We start from the raw sequence: 24,247 nt of genomic DNA, 5'->3' as shown, positions 1-24,247 counted from the left end.
CACGGAGCCGGGGGAAGGAATTACCATGTATGATGCTGGGATAGCATCAAAAACGATCCCGGACACATGTGCCATGCAGCGGGTGAAGGCCTCCGCGCGCGTGCGCTTTCGCGCCGACGACAGTGTTACCCGGCTCGACGGTCTTTTTCAAAGCGGCTCCGCGAAAATCCGTCTCCCCAAGGTTTACGATACCGCCAGGACGGCCGTTTTGATCAACACCGCCGGTGGCCTGACCGGCGGCGATACGATTGCCTACGAGGTCGGCGTCGGCGCGGACGCGCACGCAATTGTGACCAGCCAGGCGGCTGAACGCGCCTATCGCAGTCCCGGCGGCTCCGCAAAAATGACGAGCCGGCTGACGGTGGAGGCGGGCGCACAGCTGGAATGGCTGCCTCAGGAAACGATTCTGTTCAACGAATCGTCTCTGACCCGGTCGCTTACGGCGGATCTTTTTTCCGATGCCCGCCTTCTGGCGCTTGAAACGGTCGTGCTCGGCCGCAAGGCCATGGGCGAGGAAATCAACTCGGTCTTTTTCAGGGACAGCTGGCGCATCCGGCGGGACGGCAAACTGATTTTCGCCGACGACGTCCGCTTCGACGGCGACCCGGCACGATACCTCTCCGGACCGGCGACAGCCGGGCAGGGCCATGTCGTCGCAACCTTCGCCGATTGCGCCCTGGACGCGGAAGACCGGTTGCAAAAGGCCCGCGCCTGTCTCTCGGCGCTTCCGCGAAAATCGATCCGCACGGCGGTAAGCGCCTGGAACGGCTTGCTGGTCGCCCGCTTTGTGTCCAATGATGGCCGCGATCTGCGCAACGCCCTGACAACCTTTCTCACCGGATACCGGTCCGCCGACCTTCCCCGTGTCTGGACCTGCTGAACTGGAGGATTACTCAAGTGAACCTGACGCCGCGCGAAAAAGACAAATTGCTTATTTCCATGGCCGCGATGGTCGCCCGACGCCGCCTTGAGCGGGGCGTGAAGCTGAACCACCCCGAAGCGATCGCCCTGATCACCGACTTTGTCGTGGAAGGCGCGCGCGATGGACGCGCGGTGGCCGACCTGATGGAGGCGGGCGCCCAGGTGATCACCCGCGACCAGGTCATGGAAGGGGTCGCCGACATGATCCACGACGTTCAGGTCGAGGCGACCTTTCCGGACGGTACCAAACTCGTCACCGTTCACGAACCGATCCGCTGACCGGTCCCGATTTCAAGGAGCTTTAAGATGATCCCCGGAGAAATTTTTCCAGCCGACGGCGAGATTGAATTGAACACCGGCCTGGCAACGGTGACGCTCGACGTCTCCAACACCGGCGACCGGCCGATTCAGGTCGGCAGCCACTATCACTTTTTCGAAACCAACGAGGGCCTTTCCTTCGACCGCGACAAGGCACGCGGCATGCGCCTCGACATTCCGGCCGGAACCGCCGTGCGCTTCGAGCCGGGCCAGACCCGGTCCGTCACGCTCGTGCCATACCGCGGCGACCGGACCGTTTATGGCTTCAACCAGAAAGTCATGGGCGCGCTCTGACCCGCCACAAGGAGTGATCGAATGCCCAAGCGGATCATCGCCGCCCTTGTCTTTGGCACCCTGGCAATGCAAGCGCCAGCCTCTGTGGCCCAGAACGCGCCCGATTGTTCCGATCCCCAGTCGCAAAGCGCGATGACGATTTGCGCGGAACGAAGCTGGCGGGCCGCCGATGCGGAGCTGAACGAGGCTTACAAGATCGCCATGGCGAAACTGCGCAAGCACGACAGCCAGCTGCCGGACAATCTCAAGGGCGGTGCGGATGCCCTGCGCGACGCCCAGCGCTCGTGGATTCCCTACCGCGACAAGGCTTGCGAAGCCTACGGGTTTCAGGCCCGGGGCGGCACCATGGAGCCGATGCTCGTCTATGGCTGTCTTGCCCGGCTGACCCGTGAGCGGGTTGCGGATCTCAGGGATCTGGCGGGAGGCGACGGCAACTGATGCTCCGGGCGCTCCACCTTGTGGCCGTCTTGATCGGCCTGCTCATCGGGCCCGGCCTTGCCGGAGCGCAGGAAAACATCGACTGCGGTTATCCGCTCAACAACAACGAACGCACCTATTGCGCGGAAAAGGCGCTGGAAGAGGCCGATGCCAAGATGGAAGCCGCCTTCGGCAGGCTCGTTGCCCGGGTTGCCGCCATGGACAGCGAGCTGCCCGACCATCTGAAGGGCGCCAGCGCCGCGCTGGAAGACGCGCAGGCCGCCTGGAAGGCCTACCGCGAAAAAGACTGCAAGGCTTACGGTTTTCCCTTCATGGGCGGAACCCGGGGCCACGACCTTTTCAGAAGCTGCATGATCGTTCTCACCATGCAGCGCACCGACGACCTGACCGCCACCCTTGAGGATTACGGCAATTGACCGCCTTTCTGATCGCTGATTGGAGTAACCATGGCTTATAAAATGTCCCGCGCCGCGTATGCGGATATGTTCGGCCCCACCACCGGCGACCGGTTGCGCCTGGCCGATACCGATCTCATCATCGAGGTGGAAAAGGATTTCACCACCTATGGCGAGGAGGTGAAATTCGGCGGCGGCAAGGTGATCCGCGACGGCATGGGCCAGTCGCAGGCGCCACGCTCGGCAGGCGCGGTGGACACGGTCATCACCAATGCGCTGATCGTCGATCACTGGGGCATCGTCAAGGCCGATGTCGGCCTGAAGGACGGCCGGATCGCCGCGATCGGCAAGGCAGGCAACCCGGACGTCCAGCCCGATGTCGACATCGTCGTCGGACCGGGCACGGAGGCGATCGCGGGTGAGGGCAAGATCCTCACCGCCGGCGCTCTCGACGTTCACATCCACTTCATCTGTCCGCAGCAGATCGACGACGCCCTGATGTCCGGCGTGACCACCATGCTCGGCGGCGGCACCGGTCCGGCGACCGGCACCAACGCGACCACCTGCACACCCGGACCCTGGCACATCACCCGCATGCTGCAGTCGGCCGACAGTTTCCCGATGAACCTGGCCTTCGCCGGCAAGGGCAACGCCTCGCTTCCGGCCGCTCTCGAGGAGCAGATCCTGGCGGGCGCTTCGGCCCTGAAACTGCACGAGGACTGGGGCACGACGCCCGCCGCCATCGACACCTGCCTCGCAGTCGCCGACGAATACGACGTGCAGGTGATGATCCACACCGACACGCTGAACGAATCCGGCTTTGTCGAAAACACCACGGCCGCCTTCAAGAACCGCACCATCCACGCCTTCCACACCGAAGGCGCCGGCGGCGGACACGCGCCGGACATCATCAAGGTCTGCGGTGAAATGAACGTCCTGCCGTCCTCGACCAACCCGACCCGGCCCTACACGGTCAATACGCTGGAAGAGCATCTCGACATGCTCATGGTCTGCCATCATCTCGACAGCTCCATCCCCGAGGACGTCGCCTTCGCCGAAAGCCGCATCCGCAAGGAAACCATCGCCGCGGAGGACATTCTCCACGACATGGGGGCGTTTTCGATCATCGCCTCCGACAGTCAGGCCATGGGCCGCGTCGGCGAAGTCATCATCCGCACGCTCCAGACCGCTCACAAGATGAAGGTCCAGCGCGGCCGCCTTTCAGAGGAAGCGGGCGAGAACGACAATTTCCGCGTCAAGCGCTACATGTCCAAGATCACCATCAATCCGGCCATCGCCCACGGGCTCGATACCCATATCGGTTCCGTCGAAGTCGGCAAGCTCGCCGATCTGGTGCTGTGGAATCCCAAGTTCTTCGGCGTCAAGCCGGACATGGTGCTGAAACTCGGCACCATTGCCGCCGCGCCCATGGGCGACCCGAACGCCTCCATCCCGACACCGCAGCCGGTTCATTACCGGCCGATGTTCGGCGCCTTCGGCAAAGCCATGACCCAAAGCCGGGTGACCTTCGTCTCCCAGGCCGCCTATGACAACGGCGTCAAGGACAAGGCCGGTCTGGACAGCCTCGTCCTGCCGGTGAAGAACACCCGTGGCGGGATCACCAAGAAGTCCATGGTGCTGAACGACGCCATGCCCGCGATCGAGGTTCATCCGGAAACCTACGAAGTGCGTGCCAACGGCGAACTGCTGACCTGCGAGCCGGCGGAAGTCCTGCCCATGGCGCAGCGCTATTTTCTGTTTTGAGGAGAACACAAGCGACCGGACAACTCCCGTCTCTGATCATTGCCGGACTTGATCCGGCAATCCATGCCAAGGCCTCGCGCACCCCGGTGTGACGCGTTTTCCGTGAAACGGAATGGATCCCGTGGCCAAGCCATGGGATGGCAGGGAGGGAAAGGAACCGTCGTTTACAGCCGGCCGGAATGGCCCAAACGTGTGAAACCCGCCATGATGCTAAGATCCGCAGACCGCATGGAAATCTTCGAGAGCTATCCCGTCCTGGCGGCGCATCTGCGCAATTGGCAGGACCAGACCTACGACCCGGCCAATCTGGAGTACCGGGAAGGCGATTCTGTCATCTTCGATCTGGAAACCGACGAGGCCGTGTCGATTTCGGCGGAGCAGGCAGCCGAACTCAACGCGGAAAACGAAGCCGAACTGGCGGAGTTGAAGGACGATTTTTCGAATATCCGGCTTCCTGCCCTGGAAAAACCGGAACTCCTGGTTGCAACCACGGACGCGATGTCGATGGACGACTTCTCCAACGGCATCGGACCGGCCTTCCTGGCATTTGCCAGGGAGATGGGCTGGACCGAGTTTGCCTTTGTCTCCGATTGTCGGAGACCGATCCTGTCGCAGGACAATGACTATCCGCCGGTGGAAGCAGCGGAAAAGACACTGCTGCGGGCAGGGCTGAGCAAATCGGGCGACGACGGCTACCTGGCCGACGCGGAGGCGTTCGCCGCACTTCTGGGGCCGCTTTTCTATATTGCCCGCTGCAATGCCTGCGCGCCCTATATCCTCTTTTCGGCCAAGGGCGCCTCGGCGGTGGGCACGCTTTGCAAATACGCCAACATCCACCTGGACTGCTACGACGAGGACGAAACCAACCGGATCGATGCCGGGCTCGAAGCAGCAGGTATGGAACTCTTGCCGGATGGCCACTGCCATGAAAAATTCTCCGACGACGGCGCGATCTCAGGCCGGCGGATCGAGCTTTGAAACAAATCCAAAACCTGGCTTCAAGACCGGTTGAAGGGAGCGAAATGTACAAGATCATCGGCCATCCGCAGAGCCGCGTTCTCAGGGTCATGTGGCTCCTGGAGGAGCTGGGCGCGCCCTACGAACTCGAGCCGGCTCCACCGCAATCGGACCCGGTCCGGGCGGTCAATCCGAGCGGCAAGATCCCCGTGTTGCTGACGGACGGGGCGGTTCTGACGGATTCCGTCGCGATCTGCACCTATCTCGCAGACAAACACGGCAAATTCACCTTTCCTGCAGGCACCCTGGAGCGGGCGCGGCAGGATGCCTGCACCCAGTTCGGGGTCGACGTGCTGGAAGGCGCGCTCTGGACCTCGGCCAAGAACAGCTTCGTCCACCCGGAAAACGTCCGCGTGCCCGCCATCAAGGACGTCTGCAGGGCGGAGTTCGCCCGCGGACTGGAAACACTGGCCACGCTGCTTGGCGACGGACCCTATCTGATTGGTGAGACCTTCACCATCGCCGACATCGTTGTCGGCCATTGCTCCGGCTGGGCCGCGGTCGCGAAATTCGACCTGCCCAAGGACGGCCCGGTCCACGACTATTTCAAACGCCTGCGCGAGCGGCCCGCCTTCCAGGCCACGATGGCGCGCATAAAGGAAGCCCTATGATCCGCGTCGAAAAGATCCATGCCGCGGGAAGCTGGCGGAGTGAGGCGAGCGACCGGATCACCCTCGATCGGGAGGACCGGCACCGCCGCCGCGCTGTGCTGACCGGCGAGAACGGGCTGACTTTCCTGCTGGACGAACCCACCGCCGTCTTTTTGCATCACGGCGACGGGCTGGAACTGGAAGACGGCCGGATCGTCGAGGTTCTCGCCGAATCGGAAGACCTTGTAGAAATCGAGGCGGATGACACCGCGCATCTGGTCAAGATTGCCTGGCATCTCGGCAACCGCCACCTGCCGACCCAACTGCTGGGTGCGACCTTGAGAATCCGGCGCGACCACGTCATCGAGGACATGGTGACCAAACTCGGCGGCCGGCTGACCCCGGTTTCAGCGCCGTTCGATCCGGAAGGCGGCGCCTACGGACACGGCCGCACCCATGGTCACGATCACGGGCATGATCATGGTCATGGCCACAGCCATGGGCATCATCACGATCATGGGCACATCCATGACTGATCCCGTTTCCCTGTCCGCGCTTTACCGGCTGCTTACATTTCTGTCCCCGGCCTTTCCGACCGGCGCCTTCACCTATAGCCACGGGCTGGAACAGGTCATCGACGAGGGTGGCGTCAGAAATGCCCCGGAGCTTGCCCGTTGGTTGGAGGATATTCTGCGGTACGGAGCTGGACGGAGTGACGCCATTCTCCTGAAGGAAACTTTCCAGGCAGCCAGGCGCGGCGACGCGGAAACCGTCCGTGAGCTTCAGGAACTCGGGCTGGCGCTGCAACCGTCGAAGGAACGCCATCTGGAAACGAGTGCTCAGGGAACCGCCTTTTTCGGTGCCGTGGCCAAGAGCTGGCTGCCGGAGGACGGCGGTCAGGCAGCTTCCCTGCTTCGATCCTTTGCCGCATCCGGCCGGGACAACTGGCCCTATCCGGTCGCCGTCGGTCTGGTTTGCGCCGCCCATGACCTTCCAGAAGACGCGGCGGTCACATCGTTTCTCCACGCTTTTGCGGCCAATATCGTCTCCGCCGCCGTTCGCGCGGTTCCGCTCGGCCAAAGCGACGGCCAGAAGGTTCTGGCTGCTCTTGAGGCGGTCGTCTTCGACGTCGCGGCCGAAGCCATGCGCTCCGGGCTGGACGACCTCGGCTCGTCCGCCTTTCTCGCCGATATCGCCTCCATGGCGCATGAAACCCAATATTCGAGGCTGTTTCGCTCATGAGTTCAAAAAACGGTCCCCTGCGTGTCGGAATCGGCGGTCCGGTCGGCTCCGGCAAGACCACCCTGACGGACCGGCTGTGCAAGGCCATGCGCGATACCTATTCGGTCGCCGTGATCACCAATGACATCTACACCAGCGAGGACGCCGAGGCGCTGATGCGCAGTCAGGCGCTGACCAGCGACCGCATCCGGGGCGTCGAGACCGGAGGCTGTCCCCATACCGCGATCCGCGAGGACGCCTCGATCAATCTCGCCGCCGTCGATGACCTGACCCGCTCCATTCCGGATCTCGACCTGATCCTGATTGAATCGGGCGGCGACAATCTGGCAGCGACCTTTTCTCCGGAACTCGCCGATCTGACGCTTTACGTCATTGACGTCGCGGCCGGCGAGGAGATCCCGCGCAAGGGCGGGCCCGGCATCACCCGCTCCGATCTCCTGATCGTCAACAAGACCGACCTTGCCCCCTATGTCGGCGCCGATCTTGGCGTCATGGACCGGGACGCCAGGAAGATGCGCAAGGAACGGCCTTTCGTTTTTGCCAATACAAAGGCGGGGCAAGGCGTCGATAAGGTGGTAGAATTCATTGTCGAAAAAGGCGGCTTGAACGCCTGAAACCATGTGGCGGACGGATGGACACGGGCAGACAGGGGGCTTGCGCGCATAACAACGCGCTCTGGTGCAACGCGGTTCTGACAGCCGCCGGGGCGACAGCCCGTTTCCACGCCGGTTTCTGGCAGGCAGAGGGAAGGTCCCTGCCGCTCTATCCCGATATCGTCACCCTTTCGCCGCAACCCGGCGCGGAGTTTTTCGCAGCACTGTCCGCCTTACCGGCCAATGCCGCGGTCAAGGACAGTTTCGACAGTCTGGATCTGCAAGCATCGGGTTTCGAGAAGCTTTTGACGGGTACATGGCTGTTCCGTCCCGCGCAAACGGCCAACAAACCGGCACTCAGCACAAACTGGCAGAAGATCACCCATTCGGAGGGCCTCAAGAAATGGCTGACCGGCTGGAACGAAAATGTGAACCTGCACCGCGTCTTTCCTCCGTCGCTTCTGAACCTCAAGACGGTCGACTTCGCCGCGATAACCGGAAATGGCGCGATCAAGGCCGGGGCCGTCTTCAATTCCGGCCCCAAGCTGGACGGCAAGGACCTTCTCGGCCTGACCAACGTCTTCTGCCGCAAGAGCTGGCGCTACAGTGCCCTGCATGATTTGCTGGAGCCGTTCCCGCACAGGCCCGTCTGCACGTATGAGGCGGACGACAAGCTCCTGCCGGTCTACCGGCAACTCGGCTTCGAGAGCTGCGGCAGGCTTGGCGTTTGGGTGAAACCTCGACCGACTAGCCAAAGTGACTAGAGTTCGGACGCAAAGGGAGGTCCCGGCGTAAATCCCTACGTATTAGAACGAATTAGACCAAGGACTCGCCAACTAAAGGACTATCGTTTCGTTCTGGACGCCCGATAGGGCCATACGCATAATGCCCCCCGGCAAGAAAAGAGATCCTCGGCCGGAGAAAGTGTCCCGGCGCGGTCCCGATTGAGCTTTGTGGGAGGTTTCACATGTCCGATTCTGTATTTCCCGTTCCCGCGGATGTCGCCGCGCGGGCGCATGTCGACAATGCCAAATACCAGGAGATGTACCAGCGCTCCGTTGACGATCCGAATGGGTTCTGGGGAGAACACGGCAAGCGGCTCGACTGGATCAAGCCCTATACCAAGGTCAAGAACACCTCCTACGACTACCACAATGTCTCGATCAAGTGGTTCGAGGACGGAACGCTGAATGTCTCCGCCAATTGCGTGGACCGGCACCTGGAAAAACGCGGCGACCAGCCGGCGATCATCTGGGAAGGCGACGACCCCTCCGAGTCCAAGGTCATCACCTATAACGATCTGCACCGGGAGGTGAACAAGTTCGCCAACGTTCTGCACGCGCAGGGCGTCAAGAAGGGCGACCGGGTCACCATCTACCTGCCGATGATTCCCGAAGCGGCCTATGCCATGCTCGCCTGCGCGCGGATCGGTGCCATCCATTCCATCGTCTTCGGCGGCTTTTCGCCCGACAGCCTCGCCCAGCGTATCGAGGGCTGCAAGTCGGAATGCGTGATCACCGCCGACGAAGGCCTGCGCGGCGGCCGCAAGGTTCCGCTGAAGGCGAATGTCGACAGGGCGGCGGAAAAGGCTCCGGTCAAGACCGTGATCGTCGTCAAGCGCACCGGTGGCGACATCAGCATGCAGGACGGCCGCGACGTCTGGTATCACGACGAGGCGGACCGGGTTTCCGACCACTGCGAGCCGGTGGAAATGAACGCGGAAGATCCGCTTTTCATTCTCTACACCTCCGGGTCCACCGGACAGCCGAAGGGCGTGCTGCACACCACCGGCGGCTATCTTGTTTACGCCTCCATGACGCACCAGTATGTCTTCGACTATCACGACGGCGACGTTTACTGGTGCACGGCGGATGTGGGCTGGGTGACCGGTCACAGCTATATCGTTTACGGCCCGCTCGCCAACGGCGCCACGACGCTGATGTTCGAAGGCGTGCCGACCTATCCGGGACCCGGCCGCTTCTGGGAAGTCTGCGACAAGCATGACGTGACGATTTTCTACACGGCACCGACCGCCATCCGCGCCCTGATGGGCGCCGGCGACGAGCATGTCACCAAGACCTCGCGCAAGTCGCTGCGCCTGCTCGGGTCCGTCGGCGAGCCGATCAATCCGGAAGCCTGGACCTGGTACCACAATGTGGTCGGCGAAGGCCGCTGCCCGATCGTCGACACCTGGTGGCAGACGGAAACCGGCGGGATCCTGATCACGCCGCTCCCGGGCGCGACCGACCTGAAGCCGGGTTCGGCCACACGCCCGTTCTTCGGGGTTCAGCCCGCAGTGGTCGACGCGGACGGCAAGTTCCTCGACGGCGCGACGGAAGGCAACCTGGTCATCCAGGACAGCTGGCCGGGGCAGATGCGCACCGTCTACGGCGACCATGAGCGCTTCGTGCAGACCTATTTCTCCACCTACAAAGGCCTTTACTTCACCGGTGACGGCTGCCGCCGCGACGAGGACGGCTATTACTGGATCACCGGCCGCGTCGACGATGTCATCAACGTGTCCGGCCACCGCATGGGCACGGCAGAAGTGGAAAGCGCTCTGGTCGCCCATCCGAAAGTGTCCGAGGCCGCGGTTGTCGGCTATCCGCACGACATCAAGGGGCAGGGCATCTATGCCTATGTCACGCTGATGGAAGGCGAGGAGCCGACAGACGAGCTCAAGAAAGAGCTGGTCAAGCACGTCCGAGCGGAAATCGGCCCGATCGCCTCGCCGGATCTGATCCAGTTCTCGCCCGGCCTGCCAAAAACCCGGTCCGGCAAGATCATGCGCCGTATCCTGCGCAAGATCGCCGAGGACAGCTTCGACAATCTTGGCGACACGTCCACTCTCGCGGACCCGACCGTGGTCGACGATCTGATCGACAACCGCCAGAACCGCGGTTGAACGAAACCTTTTCAAGCAAAAACAGAGCCCGCCGTCCGGCGGGCTTTTCTGTCTGGCCCGTGGAAATCCGGCGAAGACGCTACTGCGACACGTAAATCTGCTGGATCTTCTTGGCGATATTGCTGAACGCGGAAATAAGCTGGCTGGCGCTGGTTGCCTGGTAGTAGTTTCCGGTGCTCGCGCAGGACTGCATGACCTTGGCACCGTCGGAACTATTGTTCGATCCGAAAAACACCGCGAAAACTTCAATATCGTTGGCTTTCATCTTTGAGCAGAGTTCGATACCTCTTTTGGAGGACTCGCCATTCAAGCCGGAACTGGATTTTTCACGCCAGTAATCGTTGGTACCGTTCAAACAACTGCCTTTGAACTGACCCTTGTCCTTCAGTTTCTTGCATTGCTTCTTTGTGAGTGTATCCAGATCGTAATAGGTGTTGAAATCGCCGTCTGTCATGATCAGAGCGAATTTCAATACATCCTCGTCATCGTAAGAAGCCGGAGTGGCACTGGAAGGCCACAGATCGGACCAGTTGGGTGAAAGCGTGTACCAACCCCAGCCGATACCGGTCTGCCCTGCCGTGTAGCCTTCGGTCTTGAGATCGTCGATAGCCTCAAGAAGAGCTTTTCGGTCATCGGTCAGCGGCAGAATCTCCGAATCCGAGCAATGCTGACTTCTATAGGTTCCCGACCCGTCGCCGACAGGTTCCGTCGAATAACTCGCGTCGGTGTATTTTTCGTCGCCGGCGCGTTCTGTCGCGCAACGGCTGCTCAGGTCATCGGTGGCCGTTTCGGCATAGTCGCCGAGATTGACACCGACGCTATAGGGAATGATGGACATTTTGACCTTGCCGTCCGCCGTTCCTTCGGGGATCAGAATGTTCACGACCGAGTCCGCCGCCTCCTTAAGATCCCCGATCTCATCGCTCATGGAGCCCGTTACATCCAGAACGAGGGCAAGTTCCACGTCGAATCTGGAATAGGTGACCTGAGATCCGGTGCTGAACGCAAATGTCTCTGGCCCGGCAAAGCTTGAAAGCGCACCGCCGATGTCGACGAAATAGTTGTCCAGCGTCGCCGAGGACGTCACGCTGATGATGCCCTCGTCGCTGTCAACGGAGAAGGTGAGGTTGTCGATGGCCTTGTCGAGAAATTCCGCGTCACTCAGGTTGGCCCTGAAGGAATCCGCCAGCGCCTCCTTGATTTCGTTGTCCGACATGACGGTCGTGGACAATCGGGAAGCAACGGAGAGCGCCGCGGCGTCGATGGCGTAGGAGAGTTTCTCGCGCGCGTTCACCGTCCGCGAAACATCCACGGCAGCACCGCCGACAACAATCAGGAAAACCACCATGAGCGCGAACAACGGCAGCACCGATGCTTCGCGCGCGTCCGGAAACTTCCGGATCCCTAACCAAAATTCCTTGACTGATCTGCCGCTCATAGCCGCCTCTAGCTGTTAGGAGACTGCTACTCCAGAAAAGTACCTAAACCTTTAATCAGCCCTCACGATGCACAAGAGGAATTGAATAAAATTCGATCCAAAGGTCGCGAGATCAATTCAAGTCATTGATTTCAATAAGTTAACCTTAGATCAAATCTTGATAAAATTGTCCGTGTATCCGGTCATCTACTTCGAAACGTAGATCTGCTGGATCTTCCGCGCGATATTGGCGAAGGCCTTGATAAGAGCACTCGACGAGGACGCCTGATAATAGTTGCCGTCGCTGGCGCAGGACTGCATGTTCTTGGCACCCGCAGAATAGTCGTTAGTGCCGAAATAGACGCCGAACACCTCGATGCCCGCGTTCTTCATCGCGTCGCACAGATCACGTGACCGGGTCGAAGAGGTATTGCTGTAGGACTCGCCCTCACCCACTTCCTGCCACTCGTTGACCGGGACTTCCTGCCAGGAGCAGGTCTTCTTTTTCTTCTTTCCGGTACACACCTTTTGCCATTCCGTTTCGACAAAATCGTAATACCGGTTGTTGTCGCCATCCGTCATGATAATCGCGAACTTCAGCGTTTCCTCGTCGGAGTAATACGCCGGCGCGCTGTCGCTCGGCCAGACGTCCACATAGTTCGGAGACAGGCTGTACCAACCCCAGGCAATGCCGGTCTGGCCGGCGGTTCCGCCCTGATCGGTCAGCGCCGAAATTGCAGGGAGCAGGGTTTCCCGGTCGTTTGTCAGCGGCACCATCTTCGCACTTGAAGAACATCCGTTGGTGCCGCCACCGAAAAAGGTTTCGAACGGGGGTATCTCGGCCTCATCGTAATAGTCATAGGAATCGTCCGTCAGCATGACCTCGAAATCTTCGTAGTCCTGCCGTTCGGTTACACAATTCCCGCTGACACGTTCGCTGTAGTAGGCACCGCCTTTGACCTTCGAGGCGTAGTCGCCGAGGTTCACTCCCTGGCTGTAGGGAATAAGCGAGATCCTGACCTTGGCGTCACCCGTGTCACCTGTATCCGGCAACAGAATGTTCACCACCTCGGTCGACGCCTCCCGAAGTGTCTGCATGTCGTTGCTGGTCATCGACCCGGTCACGTCGACGACAAGGGCGAGTTCGACATCGAATTTGGAATAGGAGACCTGACCGCTGTTCCCGAATTCCATGAAGTCCGGGCCGAAGCTCTCTTCGAGAAACCCGCCGAGATCGATGAAATAGTTGTCCAGAGTGGCGGAGGAGGTAACCGAAATGGTGCCGTTGTCGGCATCGACGGTGAACTCGAGGTTATCCAGCGCCTTTTCAAGAAACTCCTCGCCTTCCAGGTTCGCCGCGAAGGTTTCGCTGAGCGCCTCGGTTATTTCGCTGTCCGTCATCACCGTTGTCGACAATTGCGCAGCTACGGAAAGCGCCGCCGCATCGATGGCATAAGACAGTTTCTCGCGCGCACTCACGGATCTTGAAACATCCACCGCGGCGCCGAAAATCACGATCATGATCAGGACCATGATCGCGAACAGCGGAACGATCGAACCATTTTTATCTTGAGCAAGCTGTTGAAGGCGGCTGATCGCTTCAACGCGTTTTCGATTACACATTTTCGCCTCGTAGAGTTACGAGAGCGATACTACTAAATAGTACAAAAATTCTTAAGAAGACTTGGGTGACAGTGTGAACAAAAAGTAAAATTTATTACTTAGTTCTTACGTAGCGTAATTTTACAAGATAATATCTAAATTTTGCGGTACGCCATCAGGGTTCGAGTTCTGTATCCCAATACAGGAAGTCAAGCCAGCTTTCGTGCAGATAATTGGGTGGAAATGCCCGGCCGTTATTGTGCAGATCCTGAATCGTTGGCTGAAACGGCATGTGCATCGGCCACATGTTCAGCTGTTCGCAGGACTTGTTGGATTTACGCAAATTGCAGGGAGAGCACGCGGTAATGACGTTTTCCCAGGTTGTCAGACCGCCTTTTGATCTCGGCACGAGGTGGTCGAACGTCAGCTCCTCTTTGGAGCCGCAATATTGGCATTGAAATTTGTCGCGAAGAAAGACGTTAAAGCGGGTAAAGGCAGGATATCGGCTGGGTTTGACAAAGGTCTTGAGCGAAACAACGCTGGGCAATCGAAACTCGAAGCTCGGACTTCGGACCGCCGCATCGTATTCCGCGACGATATTCACCCGATCCAGAAACACTGCCTTTATGGTGTCCTGCCAGGACCACAAGGACAATGGATAGTAACTCAAAGGCCGGTAATCCGCATTGAGCACCAACGCCGGATGGGCTCCCGGCGAAACCGCTATCGTCACCTTCCGCTCCTTACGTTCAGAGCCTTCCGCATTCAGCCGATGCGAACAAGATACCCTAACAGTCCAAGTCCGATCAAATGCCGTTTTGCGGGACGCCACGCCCGAAACCGGCCGATCGTGTCGGATTGCCCCGTTGTCCGGTCAAACGGACAGCGAAACATGTCCTTTTGTGACAGGAGTATTGTAGTGCCGAGGTGACAGTCTTGTGAAGCCTGAACGGATCATTTAGCCGGGCGGCTGTTGAAAGGTGTTTTCCGGCAAAGAGCTTTTTCTAAAACTATGAATCGGTTGCACAAACGCTTCGTCCCCTGCGTCAACGTGCCGGGTCTGACGCCAAAACGGAAAAGGGCGCCGTAAGGCGCCCTCAAATCATTGGTATTCCGGTCGAATCAGTTTGCGGACCAATCCCGGATATCGACGAAATGACCGGCGATCGCCGCCGCTGCCGCCATCGCAGGCGACACCAGGTGCGTACGTCCCTTGTGGCCCTGACGGCCCTCGAAATTGCGGTTTGACGTCGACGCACAGCGCTCGCCCGGCTTCAACTTGTCCGCATTCATGGCCAGGCACATGGAGCAACCCGGCTCGCGCCACTCAAAACCGGCTTCCTTGAAGATCCGGTCGAGCCCTTCTTTTTCCGCCTGTTCCTTCACGAGGCCTGAACCCGGTACCACCATCGCGCTGACGCGGGAAGACACCTTGCGGTTGCCGATAACCGCGGCAGCCGCCCGCAGGTCCTCGATCCGGCCGTTGGTGCACGAACCGATGAAGGCCCGGTCGATCTCGATATCCGTGATCTTCGTCCCCGGCTCGAGCCCCATGTATTCGAGAGCGCGCTTCTTGGATTCCCGCCGGTTCTCGTCCTCGATCTCCTGCGGGTCCGGCACGACTCCTTCAACCGAGATGACATCCTCCGGAGACGATCCCCAGGACACGATCGGCGGCAGATTGGCGGCGTCAAGCTCGATCACCTTGTCGAAATGAGCGCCTTCATCGGAATGCAGGGTCTTCCAGTACGCCAGCGCCATGTCCCAGGCTTTGCCCTTCGGCGCTTTCTCGCGGCCCTCGATATAGTTGAACGTGGTTTCGTCCGGTGCAATCAGGCCAGCGCGCGCGCCACCCTCGATGGACATGTTGCAGACCGTCATCCGGCCTTCCATGGAGAGCTGCCGAATGGCTTCCCCGGCGTATTCGATCACGTAACCGGTTCCACCGGCCGTGCCGATCTTGCCGATGATCGCCAGAATAATGTCCTTGGCGGTCACGCCGTCCGGGATCTTACCATCGACCTTGACCAGCATATTCTTGGCTTTTTTCTGGATCAGGGTCTGGGTCGCCAGCACGTGTTCGACTTCCGACGTCCCGATACCATGGGCCAGGGAGCCGAAAGCGCCGTGTGTCGACGTGTGGCTGTCGCCGCAGACAATCGTCATGCCGGGAAGGGTGAAACCCTGTTCCGGTCCGACGATGTGAACGACACCCTGGCGCATGTCCAGTTCCGAATAATATTCGATGCCGAACTGCGCAGCATTCTTGGCCAGGGTCTCAACCTGCAGCGCGGACTCAGGGTCGTCGATGCCACCGCTGCGATCGGTTGTCGGAACATTGTGATCGACGACGGCCAGCGTTTTTTGAGGATGACGGACCTTGCGGCCGGCCATGCGAAGACCTTCGAAAGCCTGGGGAGAGGTGACCTCATGCACGAGATGGCGGTCGATATAAAGCAGGCCGGTTCCGTCCGGTTGCAGGTCGACCAGGTGATCGTCCCAGATTTTATCGTAAAGCGTCCGCGCCTTGGCCATTGATCTCTCCTCATTTCGTCCCGCTTCGTCTCGCGCGAATGATTTGCGCCGACGGTCGGGGTTTCTTGTCCTGCCCGGAATCGCGACAGGCAGGAATACTTTGACAAGTCCGGCCGACCGAGCCTGCAGCCAGGCAATTGCTCGGGACCTGGCGGACTGTTGTGCAGCATATTTAAGGTCTGCCTGTCCCGGAACCAAGCAGGGACAGCAGCCGGATACTCAATGACGCAGCCGTGCCGGAAGGTCAAGCATTGCCAATTGAGCTGAATTCAACTGACCTTGACCGATGCTTCGGCATACAAAAAGGCGGCCGGAAGGCCGCCTTCGAAATTGTCAATAAACCGCAGCTTACTCGGCGGCGTTTTCCGCAGCGTTCTGCTCGGCCTTTTTCGCTTCTGCCTTTGCAGCTTTTGCAGCGGCGGCAGCAGCGCGAGCCTCTTCATTGAGACGCTTGGAGCGGGCATTGGTGTTCTCGACGATACGGGCGGACTTACCGCGACGGTCGCGCAGGTAGTAGAGTTTCGCGCGGCGGACCTTGCCGCGGCGGACCACTTCCACGCCTTCCAGCATCGGCGAGTAGATCGGGAAGACACGCTCGACGCCTTCACCGTAGGAAATCTTGCGGACCGTGAAGCTTTCGTTGATACCGCCGCCGGAACGCGCAATGCAGACACCTTCATAAGCCTGCGTACGGGTCCTGTTGCCTTCGGTAACCTTCACGTTCACACGAACGGTATCGCCAGGAGAAAACTCGGGAAGCTTGCGCTGAGCCTCGATCTTTTCCATTTCTTCGGCGTTCAGTTGCTCGATGATATTCATGGCATATTTCCCTTTTCAATTACAAAGCGGTCAGAGCGTCTTCGCCAAGGCTGAAGACGGTTTCACCGACTCTGGGCCATGTTGCATATCCGCCGGGACAGAAGGACTCGCATTACTTCGAGCGCCTCTTGAAAATCGTCATTCGTGAGAAAATCCGACTTCCACCCAGCTCCGGCGCGCGTATACAGCAAATTCTGGGAACTGTCATCTGCTTTTTAAACTCGCGCCTGACCTCCTGATCAAGTAATACCGGCTTCAGCGAACCGGGTCTTCTCGATTGGCTCGCCCCGGGGTCCCACGGAACGCGCTGCGCAGGGCCGGCGCGCCGGAACAGGCCACAAGACGGGATTGAGTCAGTTGCGAACACCGAACCCACCAAAGAAGATTGCATATTAGTTTTTTGCAACCTTTAGCATTTATTCTGCTGCACCTTTTGAAAAGGTCGACGCTTTTTTACCGTTTGTTTGTACCTTGTAAAAAATACAGGTGTCCAACCGCGTGAGGAACAATTTCCATTACACCGCAAACAAGGCCTATTTCCACTGTAAAACAAAAACTTCAACTCAATACAAGAAACGAACATCATACTAAAAGTCACTTGTTTGAAGTGAACACCGTCAATATGAATATGACTCACTGAATAATTTAGAAATCACAATCGCATCGGGGTAAGCGTCTTGTGATCGACGATTTCGAGAACTGGCTGCACAAACTTTATACAACAGCATTGTTGGACGACGGATTGACCGGCGTGCTGTCGGATCTTGCCCAAGCCTATCCGGATCTACCTCTGTCCTACCAGGCACAATGCGTTTATGAGAACCGGTTTTACGATTGCGCTCTTTACAATGTCGGCACCGATGCCGAATTGAAGCTGGCCCAGGCACAGTCCTTTAATCCCTTTCCCCCGGTTGCTCTGAAGTGCGATCTGTCGGATATCGCCAGGACAGCGGACTTTATTTCCCCGGAGGCGGTGGAAAAAAGCGACTTTTACGATGAGTTTCTGAAACACCATGGGCAAGTCAACCGGGCGCTTGGCATCGTCCTGCATCGGAACGGGGAAGATTCCGCCTTTGTAGCGGCCAATCTTCCAAAAACGATGGCCATGCGGGAGGAGGAACATGTCCTTGAGCTGTTCACCTTCCTCAGACCGCATCTGCAAAACGCCTTCAGCCTGCTTCTGGAAATCAAAAAACGCGAAGCACAGCTCATCCGCTCCGATGTCTGGCTCGACCAGATTCCCACCTCCGCCTGCATTGTCGATCCAAACGGTAGAATCAAGCATCTCAACCGCCTCGCGGAACAGATGCTGAAACACTCCGAGATCCTTTTTACCGACCGGACCGTCCGGCTGTCGGCCCGCAGGAACGAGACACAGCAGATCCTGCAGAATGCCCTATTTCTGGCATCCGCGAATGGCAAGGCCACCGGGCCTGTGTCGCTGACCCCGGACGGAGAGGGCGGTCCGCTGCTCTTTGTCATGCCGCTCAGGCACAAGGATCAGGTTCATCCGGGCCTCGCACCCTTCCTCTCTGCGGACCAGCCCCTTCTGGTCACGATCCTGGATCCCGATGAATGCCTGAAGAAATCGGAGCAGGCGCTTGCAGCCGCTCTCGGCCTGACCCAGCGCGAAAGCCTACTGGTTCAGGAACTCATTCAAGGCGCCTCCCTGCGGGAAGCCGCCGATAAACTTGAAATTTCCTATTTCACCGCCCGCAATCACCTGGCCAGCGCGACCTCCAAGACCGGGTCCCGGTCTCAATCGGAAATCATCCGCAAAGGGACGCAGATTCTTTCAAGACTGACCCGCCCACGGGACGAAGACGAGAAATAGGGTTTGCGCCCGCTCAGGTCTAATCCACGTCGTCCTCGTCCGCCATATAGGCTTCCCAGAGATCCGGGCGACGCTCGCGGGTTAGGCGTTCGGCCTCGGCCATTCGCCACTCGTGGATTTTCCGGTGATTGCCGGATGTCAGGACCTCGGGAATGTCCCGACCTTCGAAAACCGCCGGGCGGGTGAAATGCGGATGTTCCAGAAGGCCCGTCTCGAAACTTTCCGTTTCCGCGCTTTCCATATTGCCCATGACACCCGGGATTAGCCGGACAACCGCATCGAGCAGGGCTATCGCGCCGATTTCGCCACCGGACAGGATGTAATCTCCGATCGAGACCTCTTCCAGGCCCCGAGCATCTATGACCCTTTGGTCCACGCCTTCGAAGCGGCCACAGACGATAACCGCACCGGGTCCCTCGGCAAGGTCGTGCGCCCGGGCTTGGTCGAACGGACGGCCCCGCGGGCTCATCAGGAGCCTGGGACGGGGATCTTCAGGCGCGACGTTCGCGTCAATCGCCCTGGCGAGAATATCCGCTCGCAGCACCATGCCGGCGCCGCCGCCCGCCGGCGTATCGTCCACCGAACGATGCTTGTCGCTGGCGAAATCTCGAATTTGAGAGGTTTCGATCTGCCACAGGCCCTTCTCGAGCGCACGGCCTGAAAGGCTGTGTCCCAGCGGGCCGGGAAACATGTCCGGATAAAGCGTTAAAATGGTGGCCTTGAACGCCATGCCGCCCCTGTCGGTTTCTCAGCAATTTCAACGGACAAGCTGAAATCGGATCTTATCGGGCCATTAACCAAGTCCCGCAAAAAACCGTTCCGCTCAACAATTCTCGTCGCGAAGAAAGTTCTGATTAATGCCCGTCGTGCAGACTGGCAACAAAATAACCAATCAGGATTCCCGTCGTGCTTAAGCTCCCCGTCCTCCGCTTGACGTTGCCCGCCTTTGTGCAAAAGCAGGTGGACCGGCACTATCTCGACATTTCCGTCAGCCGTGTTCTGCCGTTGTCGGCTCTGTTGACGTTCGGAGTTCTGGTCGGTCTGGTGTTCAACACCGGCGTGGGGCACCCTTACGACAAGGTCATCCATATCGGGTTTTATGCGTTGCTGACGTTGTCGATTCACGCGCTCTTCTGCTGCCGCCTGCGCATTTCCGCCGTCGTTGCCTTCGGCATGGGGATCGCGGGCGAGCTCGTGCAGGGCTTCCTGCCGCACCATGAGATGTCGCTCTCCGACACGGTCGCCAATGGCATCGGGGTTGCCTTGACGGTCGCGCTGATCGCCCTGATCCGCTCCGAGGCAAGAGAAGCGGAACTTTCGGAACCGGAGGATCTCGATCTCATGCAGATGGGATTGCAGCCGGTTCCAGCGCGTTACTATTCGGGGGCGTCGCTGGAGGAGTCCGGCGTGTCCTCGGACAAATAATCGTCCGGCAAATCGACGTGCACAACCCCCGCCTCGAGACTTATTTCGGGCACGAATTCCCTTGTGAAGGGCACGTAAAAAGTCTTTCCACGTGAGGGCCGGATTTCAAGAAGGTCGCCCGCCCCGAAGTCCTGAACAGCAACGATCGAACCAAGCTTGTCGCCGGTCCGGTCCAGAACCTTCAGTCCGGTAAGATCCGAATAATAGAACTCATCCTCTTCGGGATCCGGGAGCTGGTCCCGATCGATAAAGAGTTCAATTCCGTTCAGCTCTTCGGCCTGGTTCCGGTCGCCGATCCCCTTGAACTTGGTGATCACGACCGTTTTTTGCACACGCGCCTTCTCAACCTCGAAGAGCCGCTTTCCGTCCTTCGTGGTCAAAACGCCGTAGTCGGTAAAGGAGAGCGGATCGTCGCCGAACGGCTTGACCCGCACCTCTCCGCGAATGCCGTGCGCCGCGCCGATCTTGGCCAGCAAGACCTTTTGGTTCTCGGAGGAACTCATACCAGGAATTTCCCGTCAAACACTCCGGCGCAGCGGATATTGGCCGGCTTATTCAGCGGCGGCTTCCTCGGCCGGAGCTTCCTCAGCCGGAGCGGCTGCGGCTTCGGCAGCGGCGGCGGCTGCTTCTTCCTCTGCCTGACGCTTGGCTTCCAGGCGTTCCTTCGCCTTCGCGCCCAGCTCGGCTTTCTTCGGGTTGTTGCGCGGCTCGCGCTTCAGAAGACCGGCGGCGTCGAGGAAACGGTGGACACGGTCGGTCGGCTTCGCGCCGTTGCCAAGCCAGTATTGAATGCGTTCGACATCCAGCTTGACGCGGTCCTCGGAGTCCTTCGGCAGCATCGGATCGTAGGAACCGACCTTTTCGATGAAGCGGCCATCGCGCGGGGAGCGGATGTCGGCGATGACGATGCGGTAATACGGGCGCTTCTTGGAACCGCCGCGTGCCAGTCTGATTTTCGTAGCCATTTCTTTCTCCAGTTTTTTAGTTGCCGGCTTCAGCGGCAATGGCTTCATGGTGCCGGATCACTTCGCGAACGATGAAGTTCAGGAATTTCTCGGCAAAGTCAGGATCGAGATTGGCATCGGCGGCAAGCTGCCGCAGCCTTTCGATCTGAATTTTCTCCCGCCCCGGATCGGCCGGCGGCAGGTCGTTGGTGGCTTTCAGAACACCCACTTTCTGGGTGCACTTGAAGCGTTCGGCGAGCATGTGAACGAGCGCTGCGTCGATATTGTCGATCGAAGCTCTGAGCGCCTTCAGTTCCTTCAGCGCATCGCTTTCGGCCAGACGGATTTCCGCGTCGCTCATCGTTTCTTGCCCTTGCCCATTCCCATGCCGGGCAGACCGGGAAGCTTGGGCCCGCCGAGACCGGGAAGTCCCGGCATTCCGGGAGGCAGGCCCGCGCCTCCGGCAAGACCGCCCGGAAGACCTTTCGGCAGCTCCATGCCGCCCGGAAGCTGGCCGGACTTGGCCATTTCCTCAAGCTGCTTCGGATCGACATCCGGCATGCCGCCGCCCATACCGCCCATCAGCTTGCCGAGCATGCCTTTGCCCTTGCCCATCTTCTTCATCATGTCCGCCATCTGGCGGTGCATTTTCAAAAGCTTGTTGACCTCGGCGACTTCAACACCGGACCCGGCGGCAATCCGCTTCTTGCGGCTGGCCTTCAGAAGATCCGGTTTCTTGCGCTCGCCCGGGGTCATCGACTGGATGATGGCGATCTGGCGCTTGAACATCTTGTCGTCGATGTTCGCCGCATCCATCTGCTTCTTCATCTTGCCGACGCCCGGCAGCATGCTCATCATGCCGGACATGCCGCCGAGTTTTTCCATTTGCTTGAGCTGCTCGGCGAGATCTTCCAGGTCGAAGTGACCCTTCTGCATCTTCTTCGCCATCTTGGCGGCTTTTTCCGCATCGATGGCTTCGGCCGCTTTTTCGACGAGCGAGACGATGTCGCCCATTCCAAGGATACGGTCGGCAATCCGCTTGGGATGAAAGTCTTCCAGCGCGTCCGACTTCTCACCCGTCCCGATGAGCTTGACCGGCCGTCCGGTCACCGCCTGCATGGACAGGGCCGCGCCGCCGCGGCCGTCACCATCCATACGGGTCAGTGCGATACCGGTAATGCCGACACGCTCGTCGAAACTTTGGGCCAGGTTCACGGCGTCCTGACCGGTCAGACTGTCGGCAACAAGCAGGATTTCATGCGGATTGGTGGCCGCCTTGACGTCCGCCATTTCCACCATCAGCGGCTCGTCGATGTGAATCCGGCCGGCGGTATCTAGAAGCACGACGTCATAGCCGCCGAGTTTCGCCGCCGACATGGCCCGGTTGGCGATTTCCACCGGCCCCTGACCCGCGACGATCGGCAGGGTATCGATGCCGTTCTGCTCGCCCAGCACCTTGAGCTGTTCCTGCGCCGCCGGGCGGCGGGTGTCGAGCGAGGCCATCAGCACCTTGCGCTTGTCGCGCTGGGTCATCCGGCGGGCGATTTTGGCCGTGGTCGTGGTCTTACCTGAGCCCTGCAGACCGACCATCATGATGGCGACGGGCGCCGGCGCATTCAGATCGATCGGCTGGGCTTCTTCCCCGAGCATCTCGACAAGCTGATCGTGAACGATCTTCACGACCATCTGGCCAGGCGTGATCGATTTCACCACTTCCGCGCCGACGGCCCGGTTGCGGACCTTGTCGGTGAAGGACCGTACGATCGGCAGGGCGACGTCAGCCTCGATCAGCGCGCGGCGGATTTCGCGCAGCGCCTCGTTAACGTCGTTTTCGGACAGCGCGCCGCGGCCGGTGAGCTTGTCGAAAATGCCGCTTAGTCGATCGGACAGGCTTTCAAACATCAAGTGGTCCTTAGGGTCTCAATTTTCGGGATATCTCCCGCACCATATGGGCAACCGCCGCCTTGTTCCAAGGGGCCCGCACCGGGACAAATCGAACCACGCAAAGCAGTTTTGCACCCGAGGGCGCATCGCGCTGTCGGGTGTTAACCTCCGGGCTCTCTTTACACCTGTGCGGGTCCCGGTCGGCGGCTTGAAATGTCGATCACTCAAATGGAGTTGGCGGGTCTATGCCTGAAAGAGGCCGGAGAGTCAAGGAAGGCGCGGGAGGTTACCGTTTCCGGCTTGGACCCCTGTCAGCAAAATCCAACGGAAGACGAAGGATTCTGAGGTCGTCGCCGGAACGATTGAATTCGTTAGCAGCTCCATTGGACAAACCCGGCGCGAGACCGAGGAAACAAACGGCGGATATCCGGAAAACTCAATCCCGCCTGGAGGTTTCGTAGCGCGAGGAGGTCTCGTAATACTGGTCGAAACCGATCCGGTCGCGCAGCTCCTTGAAATCCATCAGGCCCGGCGTTCTATCCTCGTCGGCCTTCAGGCGCCCGAGCGTTTCCATCATCGCTTTCATGGCGCTTGCCATCAGGGTCAGCGGATAGGCGGCAATAGCGTAGCCGATGTCGTGGAGCTCTTCGTGCGACAGGTCGGGCGTTTCGCCGCCCTCGACGATATTCGCCATTTTCGGGCCGGGAAGCTCCCGGCAGACCGTTCTCATCTCTTCGACGGTCTTGGGCGCTTCCACAAAGAGAATATCCGCGCCCAGTTCCTTGAACCTGGCCGCCCGCTCGATAGCTTCACCGAGCCCGTGTTCGTGTCGGGCGTCCGTCCGCGCCATGATCAGGATATCCGCGCCCTCGTTCCTGGCATCGACCGCCGCCCGAATCCGGTCGAAAGCTTCCTCCCGGGCAACAACCGCCTTGCCGGGCGTGTGACCGCAGCGCTTCGGCGAAAGCTGATCCTCGATCATGACACAGGCCGCACCGGCTTTCGCGAACCCCGCCACGGTCCGGCGCACATTCATCGCGTTGCCGTAGCCGGTATCGCCGTCGGCGATCAGGGGGATCCGGATTGCATCCACGCTGTTACGCGCCTGGTCGAGAACCTCTGCATAGGACATCAGCCCCAGGTCCGGCTGGCCGATCCGGGCGGCCGATGTGGCGAAGCCGGACAGGAAGGTCAGATCGAAACCTGCCTGTTCGATCAGCTTGGCCGACAGGGCATCGAAACAGCACGGCATCACGTGAAGCTTGTCCTGCGCGAGCAGGGCACGAAGGTTTTCGGCCGAGGAAGGCATT

General features: G+C 59.6%; 26 protein-coding genes. 15 read left to right on the top strand and 11 right to left on the bottom strand.

From position 1 onward, the window contains the following. Positions 1 to 73: 73 nt before the first annotated feature. The 13 genes from JF539_RS22830 to acs all read left to right on the top strand — a co-directional run bounded on the left by JF539_RS22830 (position 74) and on the right by acs (position 10,477). A complete protein-coding gene (locus tag JF539_RS22830) occupies positions 74 to 880 on the top strand; it encodes an urease accessory protein UreD (protein WP_209017518.1) in 807 nt (268 codons plus the stop codon). Between the two features lie 17 nt (positions 881 to 897). Continuing rightward, positions 898 to 1,200, top strand: a complete 303-nt coding sequence (locus JF539_RS22825; RefSeq protein WP_207143059.1) for an urease subunit gamma — start codon at positions 898 to 900, stop codon at positions 1,198 to 1,200. Between the two features lie 27 nt (positions 1,201 to 1,227). Continuing rightward, positions 1,228 to 1,533, top strand: coding sequence for an urease subunit beta (locus JF539_RS22820; RefSeq protein ID WP_207143058.1), 306 nt, complete (start codon positions 1,228 to 1,230; stop codon positions 1,531 to 1,533). Between the two features lie 21 nt (positions 1,534 to 1,554). After that, positions 1,555 to 1,971 carry a lysozyme inhibitor LprI family protein gene (locus JF539_RS22815; protein WP_207143057.1) on the top strand — a complete coding sequence of 139 codons (417 nt, stop codon included), beginning with the start codon at positions 1,555 to 1,557 and terminating at the stop codon, positions 1,969 to 1,971. Continuing rightward, positions 1,971 to 2,387: a lysozyme inhibitor LprI family protein gene (locus JF539_RS22810; protein WP_207143056.1), complete on the top strand. Its 417-nt coding sequence runs from the start codon at positions 1,971 to 1,973 to the stop codon at positions 2,385 to 2,387. Before JF539_RS22815 ends, JF539_RS22810 begins: the two co-directional genes overlap by 1 nt. A 30-nt stretch (positions 2,388 to 2,417) precedes the next feature. Further along, a complete protein-coding gene (gene ureC / locus JF539_RS22805; RefSeq protein ID WP_207143055.1) occupies positions 2,418 to 4,130 on the top strand; it encodes an urease subunit alpha in 1,713 nt (570 codons plus the stop codon). Between the two features lie 204 nt (positions 4,131 to 4,334). Then, the gene (locus tag JF539_RS22800; protein WP_207143054.1) at positions 4,335 to 5,108 is read left to right on the top strand and encodes a hypothetical protein; all 774 of its coding nucleotides are present in this window, start codon (positions 4,335 to 4,337) and stop codon (positions 5,106 to 5,108) included. Between the two features lie 44 nt (positions 5,109 to 5,152). After that, positions 5,153 to 5,758 (top strand): glutathione S-transferase family protein, encoded by a 606-nt coding sequence (locus JF539_RS22795; protein WP_207143053.1) that lies wholly within the window; start codon positions 5,153 to 5,155, stop codon positions 5,756 to 5,758. Further along, positions 5,755 to 6,273, top strand: a complete 519-nt coding sequence (locus JF539_RS22790; RefSeq protein WP_207143052.1) for an urease accessory protein UreE — start codon at positions 5,755 to 5,757, stop codon at positions 6,271 to 6,273. Before JF539_RS22795 ends, JF539_RS22790 begins: the two co-directional genes overlap by 4 nt. After that, the gene (locus JF539_RS22785) at positions 6,194 to 6,979 is read left to right on the top strand and encodes an urease accessory protein UreF (protein ID WP_328809298.1); all 786 of its coding nucleotides are present in this window, start codon (positions 6,194 to 6,196) and stop codon (positions 6,977 to 6,979) included. Before JF539_RS22790 ends, JF539_RS22785 begins: the two co-directional genes overlap by 80 nt. Next, a complete protein-coding gene (gene ureG / locus JF539_RS22780) occupies positions 6,976 to 7,593 on the top strand; it encodes an urease accessory protein UreG (protein ID WP_207143051.1) in 618 nt (205 codons plus the stop codon). The genes JF539_RS22785 and ureG overlap by 4 nt, the downstream gene beginning before the upstream one ends. Positions 7,594 to 7,610: 17 nt before the next feature. Next, positions 7,611 to 8,336, top strand: coding sequence for a hypothetical protein (locus JF539_RS22775; protein ID WP_207143050.1), 726 nt, complete (start codon positions 7,611 to 7,613; stop codon positions 8,334 to 8,336). 203 nt (positions 8,337 to 8,539) lie between these two features. Continuing rightward, complete coding sequence (gene acs / locus JF539_RS22770; RefSeq protein ID WP_207143049.1) at positions 8,540 to 10,477, top strand: acetate--CoA ligase; 1,938 nt, start codon at positions 8,540 to 8,542, stop codon at positions 10,475 to 10,477. Between the two features lie 79 nt (positions 10,478 to 10,556). Here the strand turns inward: acs and JF539_RS22765 are convergent, their stop codons facing one another. From JF539_RS22765 to rplS, 5 genes are all read right to left on the bottom strand, one after another. Continuing rightward, positions 10,557 to 11,915: a pilus assembly protein gene (locus JF539_RS22765; RefSeq protein ID WP_207143048.1), complete on the bottom strand. Its 1,359-nt coding sequence runs from the start codon at positions 11,913 to 11,915 to the stop codon at positions 10,557 to 10,559. Positions 11,916 to 12,101: 186 nt separating this feature from the next. Further along, entirely contained in the window at positions 12,102 to 13,517 is a 1,416-nt protein-coding gene (locus tag JF539_RS22760; protein WP_207143047.1) for a TadE/TadG family type IV pilus assembly protein, read from the bottom strand. A 154-nt stretch (positions 13,518 to 13,671) separates the two neighbouring features. Continuing rightward, positions 13,672 to 14,229, bottom strand: a complete 558-nt coding sequence (locus JF539_RS22755) for an HNH endonuclease (RefSeq protein WP_207143046.1) — start codon at positions 14,227 to 14,229, stop codon at positions 13,672 to 13,674. Positions 14,230 to 14,618: 389 nt separating this feature from the next. Then, positions 14,619 to 16,031 carry a 3-isopropylmalate dehydratase large subunit gene (gene leuC, locus JF539_RS22750; RefSeq protein WP_207143045.1) on the bottom strand — a complete coding sequence of 471 codons (1,413 nt, stop codon included), beginning with the start codon at positions 16,029 to 16,031 and terminating at the stop codon, positions 14,619 to 14,621. Positions 16,032 to 16,379: 348 nt separating this feature from the next. Further along, a complete protein-coding gene (gene rplS / locus JF539_RS22745) occupies positions 16,380 to 16,850 on the bottom strand; it encodes a 50S ribosomal protein L19 (protein ID WP_207143044.1) in 471 nt (156 codons plus the stop codon). Positions 16,851 to 17,529: 679 nt separating this feature from the next. Between rplS and JF539_RS28060 the strand changes: the two genes are divergently transcribed. Next, positions 17,530 to 18,684, top strand: a complete 1,155-nt coding sequence (locus JF539_RS28060) for a helix-turn-helix transcriptional regulator (RefSeq protein ID WP_207143043.1) — start codon at positions 17,530 to 17,532, stop codon at positions 18,682 to 18,684. 19 nt (positions 18,685 to 18,703) lie between these two features. Here JF539_RS28060 and trmD read toward each other — a convergent pair whose 3' ends face one another. After that, positions 18,704 to 19,414 (bottom strand): tRNA (guanosine(37)-N1)-methyltransferase TrmD, encoded by a 711-nt coding sequence (trmD, locus tag JF539_RS22735; RefSeq protein WP_207143042.1) that lies wholly within the window; start codon positions 19,412 to 19,414, stop codon positions 18,704 to 18,706. Positions 19,415 to 19,590: 176 nt separating this feature from the next. On the opposite strand from trmD, the gene JF539_RS22730 reads away from it, so the two are divergent. Beyond that, the gene (locus JF539_RS22730) at positions 19,591 to 20,109 is read left to right on the top strand and encodes an antibiotic resistance protein VanZ (RefSeq protein ID WP_207143041.1); all 519 of its coding nucleotides are present in this window, start codon (positions 19,591 to 19,593) and stop codon (positions 20,107 to 20,109) included. Here JF539_RS22730 and rimM read toward each other — a convergent pair. The 5 genes from rimM to JF539_RS22705 all read right to left on the bottom strand — a co-directional run bounded on the left by rimM (position 20,061) and on the right by JF539_RS22705 (position 24,246). Next, entirely contained in the window at positions 20,061 to 20,612 is a 552-nt protein-coding gene (gene rimM, locus JF539_RS22725; protein WP_207143040.1) for a ribosome maturation factor RimM, read from the bottom strand. The genes JF539_RS22730 and rimM overlap by 49 nt on opposite strands. 48 nt (positions 20,613 to 20,660) lie before the next feature. Beyond that, positions 20,661 to 21,074, bottom strand: a complete 414-nt coding sequence (gene rpsP, locus JF539_RS22720) for a 30S ribosomal protein S16 (protein WP_207143039.1) — start codon at positions 21,072 to 21,074, stop codon at positions 20,661 to 20,663. 16 nt (positions 21,075 to 21,090) lie between these two features. Next, positions 21,091 to 21,414, bottom strand: coding sequence for a chorismate mutase (locus tag JF539_RS22715; RefSeq protein WP_207143038.1), 324 nt, complete (start codon positions 21,412 to 21,414; stop codon positions 21,091 to 21,093). Then, positions 21,411 to 22,955, bottom strand: coding sequence for a signal recognition particle protein (gene ffh, locus JF539_RS22710; RefSeq protein ID WP_207143037.1), 1,545 nt, complete (start codon positions 22,953 to 22,955; stop codon positions 21,411 to 21,413). The genes JF539_RS22715 and ffh overlap by 4 nt, the downstream gene beginning before the upstream one ends. A 418-nt stretch (positions 22,956 to 23,373) precedes the next feature. Beyond that, positions 23,374 to 24,246: an isocitrate lyase/PEP mutase family protein gene (locus tag JF539_RS22705; protein ID WP_207143036.1), complete on the bottom strand. Its 873-nt coding sequence runs from the start codon at positions 24,244 to 24,246 to the stop codon at positions 23,374 to 23,376. Position 24,247 lies beyond the last annotated feature (1 nt).

The sequence above is a fragment of the Roseibium aggregatum genome, assembly GCF_017309185.1.
GTDB classification, from domain to species: domain Bacteria; phylum Pseudomonadota; class Alphaproteobacteria; order Rhizobiales; family Stappiaceae; genus Roseibium; species Roseibium aggregatum_B.
Note: the sequence above shows the minus strand (reverse complement) of the source record. Positions and strands in the feature narration are given on the sequence as shown.

Bases quoted from the DNA above. Each gene is read 5' to 3' on its own strand.
- rpsP (WP_207143039.1), bottom strand. From the start codon at position 21,074: ATGGCTACGAAAATCAGACTGGCACGCGGCGGTTCCAAGAAGCGCCCG.
- leuC (WP_207143045.1), bottom strand. From the start codon at position 16,031: ATGGCCAAGGCGCGGACGCTTTACGATAAAATCTGGGACGATCACCTG.
- JF539_RS22705 (WP_207143036.1), bottom strand. From the start codon at position 24,246: ATGCCTTCCTCGGCCGAAAACCTTCGTGCCCTGCTCGCGCAGGACAAG.
- JF539_RS22800 (WP_207143054.1), top strand. From the start codon at position 4,335: ATGATGCTAAGATCCGCAGACCGCATGGAAATCTTCGAGAGCTATCCC.
- ffh (WP_207143037.1), bottom strand. From the start codon at position 22,955: ATGTTTGAAAGCCTGTCCGATCGACTAAGCGGCATTTTCGACAAGCTC.
- JF539_RS22785 (WP_328809298.1), top strand. From the start codon at position 6,194: ATGGTCACGATCACGGGCATGATCATGGTCATGGCCACAGCCATGGGC.
- rimM (WP_207143040.1), bottom strand. From the start codon at position 20,612: ATGAGTTCCTCCGAGAACCAAAAGGTCTTGCTGGCCAAGATCGGCGCG.
- ureG (WP_207143051.1), top strand. From the start codon at position 6,976: ATGAGTTCAAAAAACGGTCCCCTGCGTGTCGGAATCGGCGGTCCGGTC.
- acs (WP_207143049.1), top strand. From the start codon at position 8,540: ATGTCCGATTCTGTATTTCCCGTTCCCGCGGATGTCGCCGCGCGGGCG.
- JF539_RS22775 (WP_207143050.1), top strand. From the start codon at position 7,611: ATGGACACGGGCAGACAGGGGGCTTGCGCGCATAACAACGCGCTCTGG.
- JF539_RS22790 (WP_207143052.1), top strand. From the start codon at position 5,755: ATGATCCGCGTCGAAAAGATCCATGCCGCGGGAAGCTGGCGGAGTGAG.
- JF539_RS22810 (WP_207143056.1), top strand. From the start codon at position 1,971: ATGCTCCGGGCGCTCCACCTTGTGGCCGTCTTGATCGGCCTGCTCATC.
- JF539_RS22830 (WP_209017518.1), top strand. From the start codon at position 74: ATGCAGCGGGTGAAGGCCTCCGCGCGCGTGCGCTTTCGCGCCGACGAC.
- trmD (WP_207143042.1), bottom strand. From the start codon at position 19,414: ATGGCGTTCAAGGCCACCATTTTAACGCTTTATCCGGACATGTTTCCC.
- JF539_RS22795 (WP_207143053.1), top strand. From the start codon at position 5,153: ATGTACAAGATCATCGGCCATCCGCAGAGCCGCGTTCTCAGGGTCATG.
- rplS (WP_207143044.1), bottom strand. From the start codon at position 16,850: ATGAATATCATCGAGCAACTGAACGCCGAAGAAATGGAAAAGATCGAG.
- JF539_RS22820 (WP_207143058.1), top strand. From the start codon at position 1,228: ATGATCCCCGGAGAAATTTTTCCAGCCGACGGCGAGATTGAATTGAAC.
- JF539_RS22815 (WP_207143057.1), top strand. From the start codon at position 1,555: ATGCCCAAGCGGATCATCGCCGCCCTTGTCTTTGGCACCCTGGCAATG.
- JF539_RS22765 (WP_207143048.1), bottom strand. From the start codon at position 11,915: ATGAGCGGCAGATCAGTCAAGGAATTTTGGTTAGGGATCCGGAAGTTT.
- JF539_RS22715 (WP_207143038.1), bottom strand. From the start codon at position 21,414: ATGAGCGACGCGGAAATCCGTCTGGCCGAAAGCGATGCGCTGAAGGAA.
- ureC (WP_207143055.1), top strand. From the start codon at position 2,418: ATGGCTTATAAAATGTCCCGCGCCGCGTATGCGGATATGTTCGGCCCC.
- JF539_RS22760 (WP_207143047.1), bottom strand. From the start codon at position 13,517: ATGTGTAATCGAAAACGCGTTGAAGCGATCAGCCGCCTTCAACAGCTT.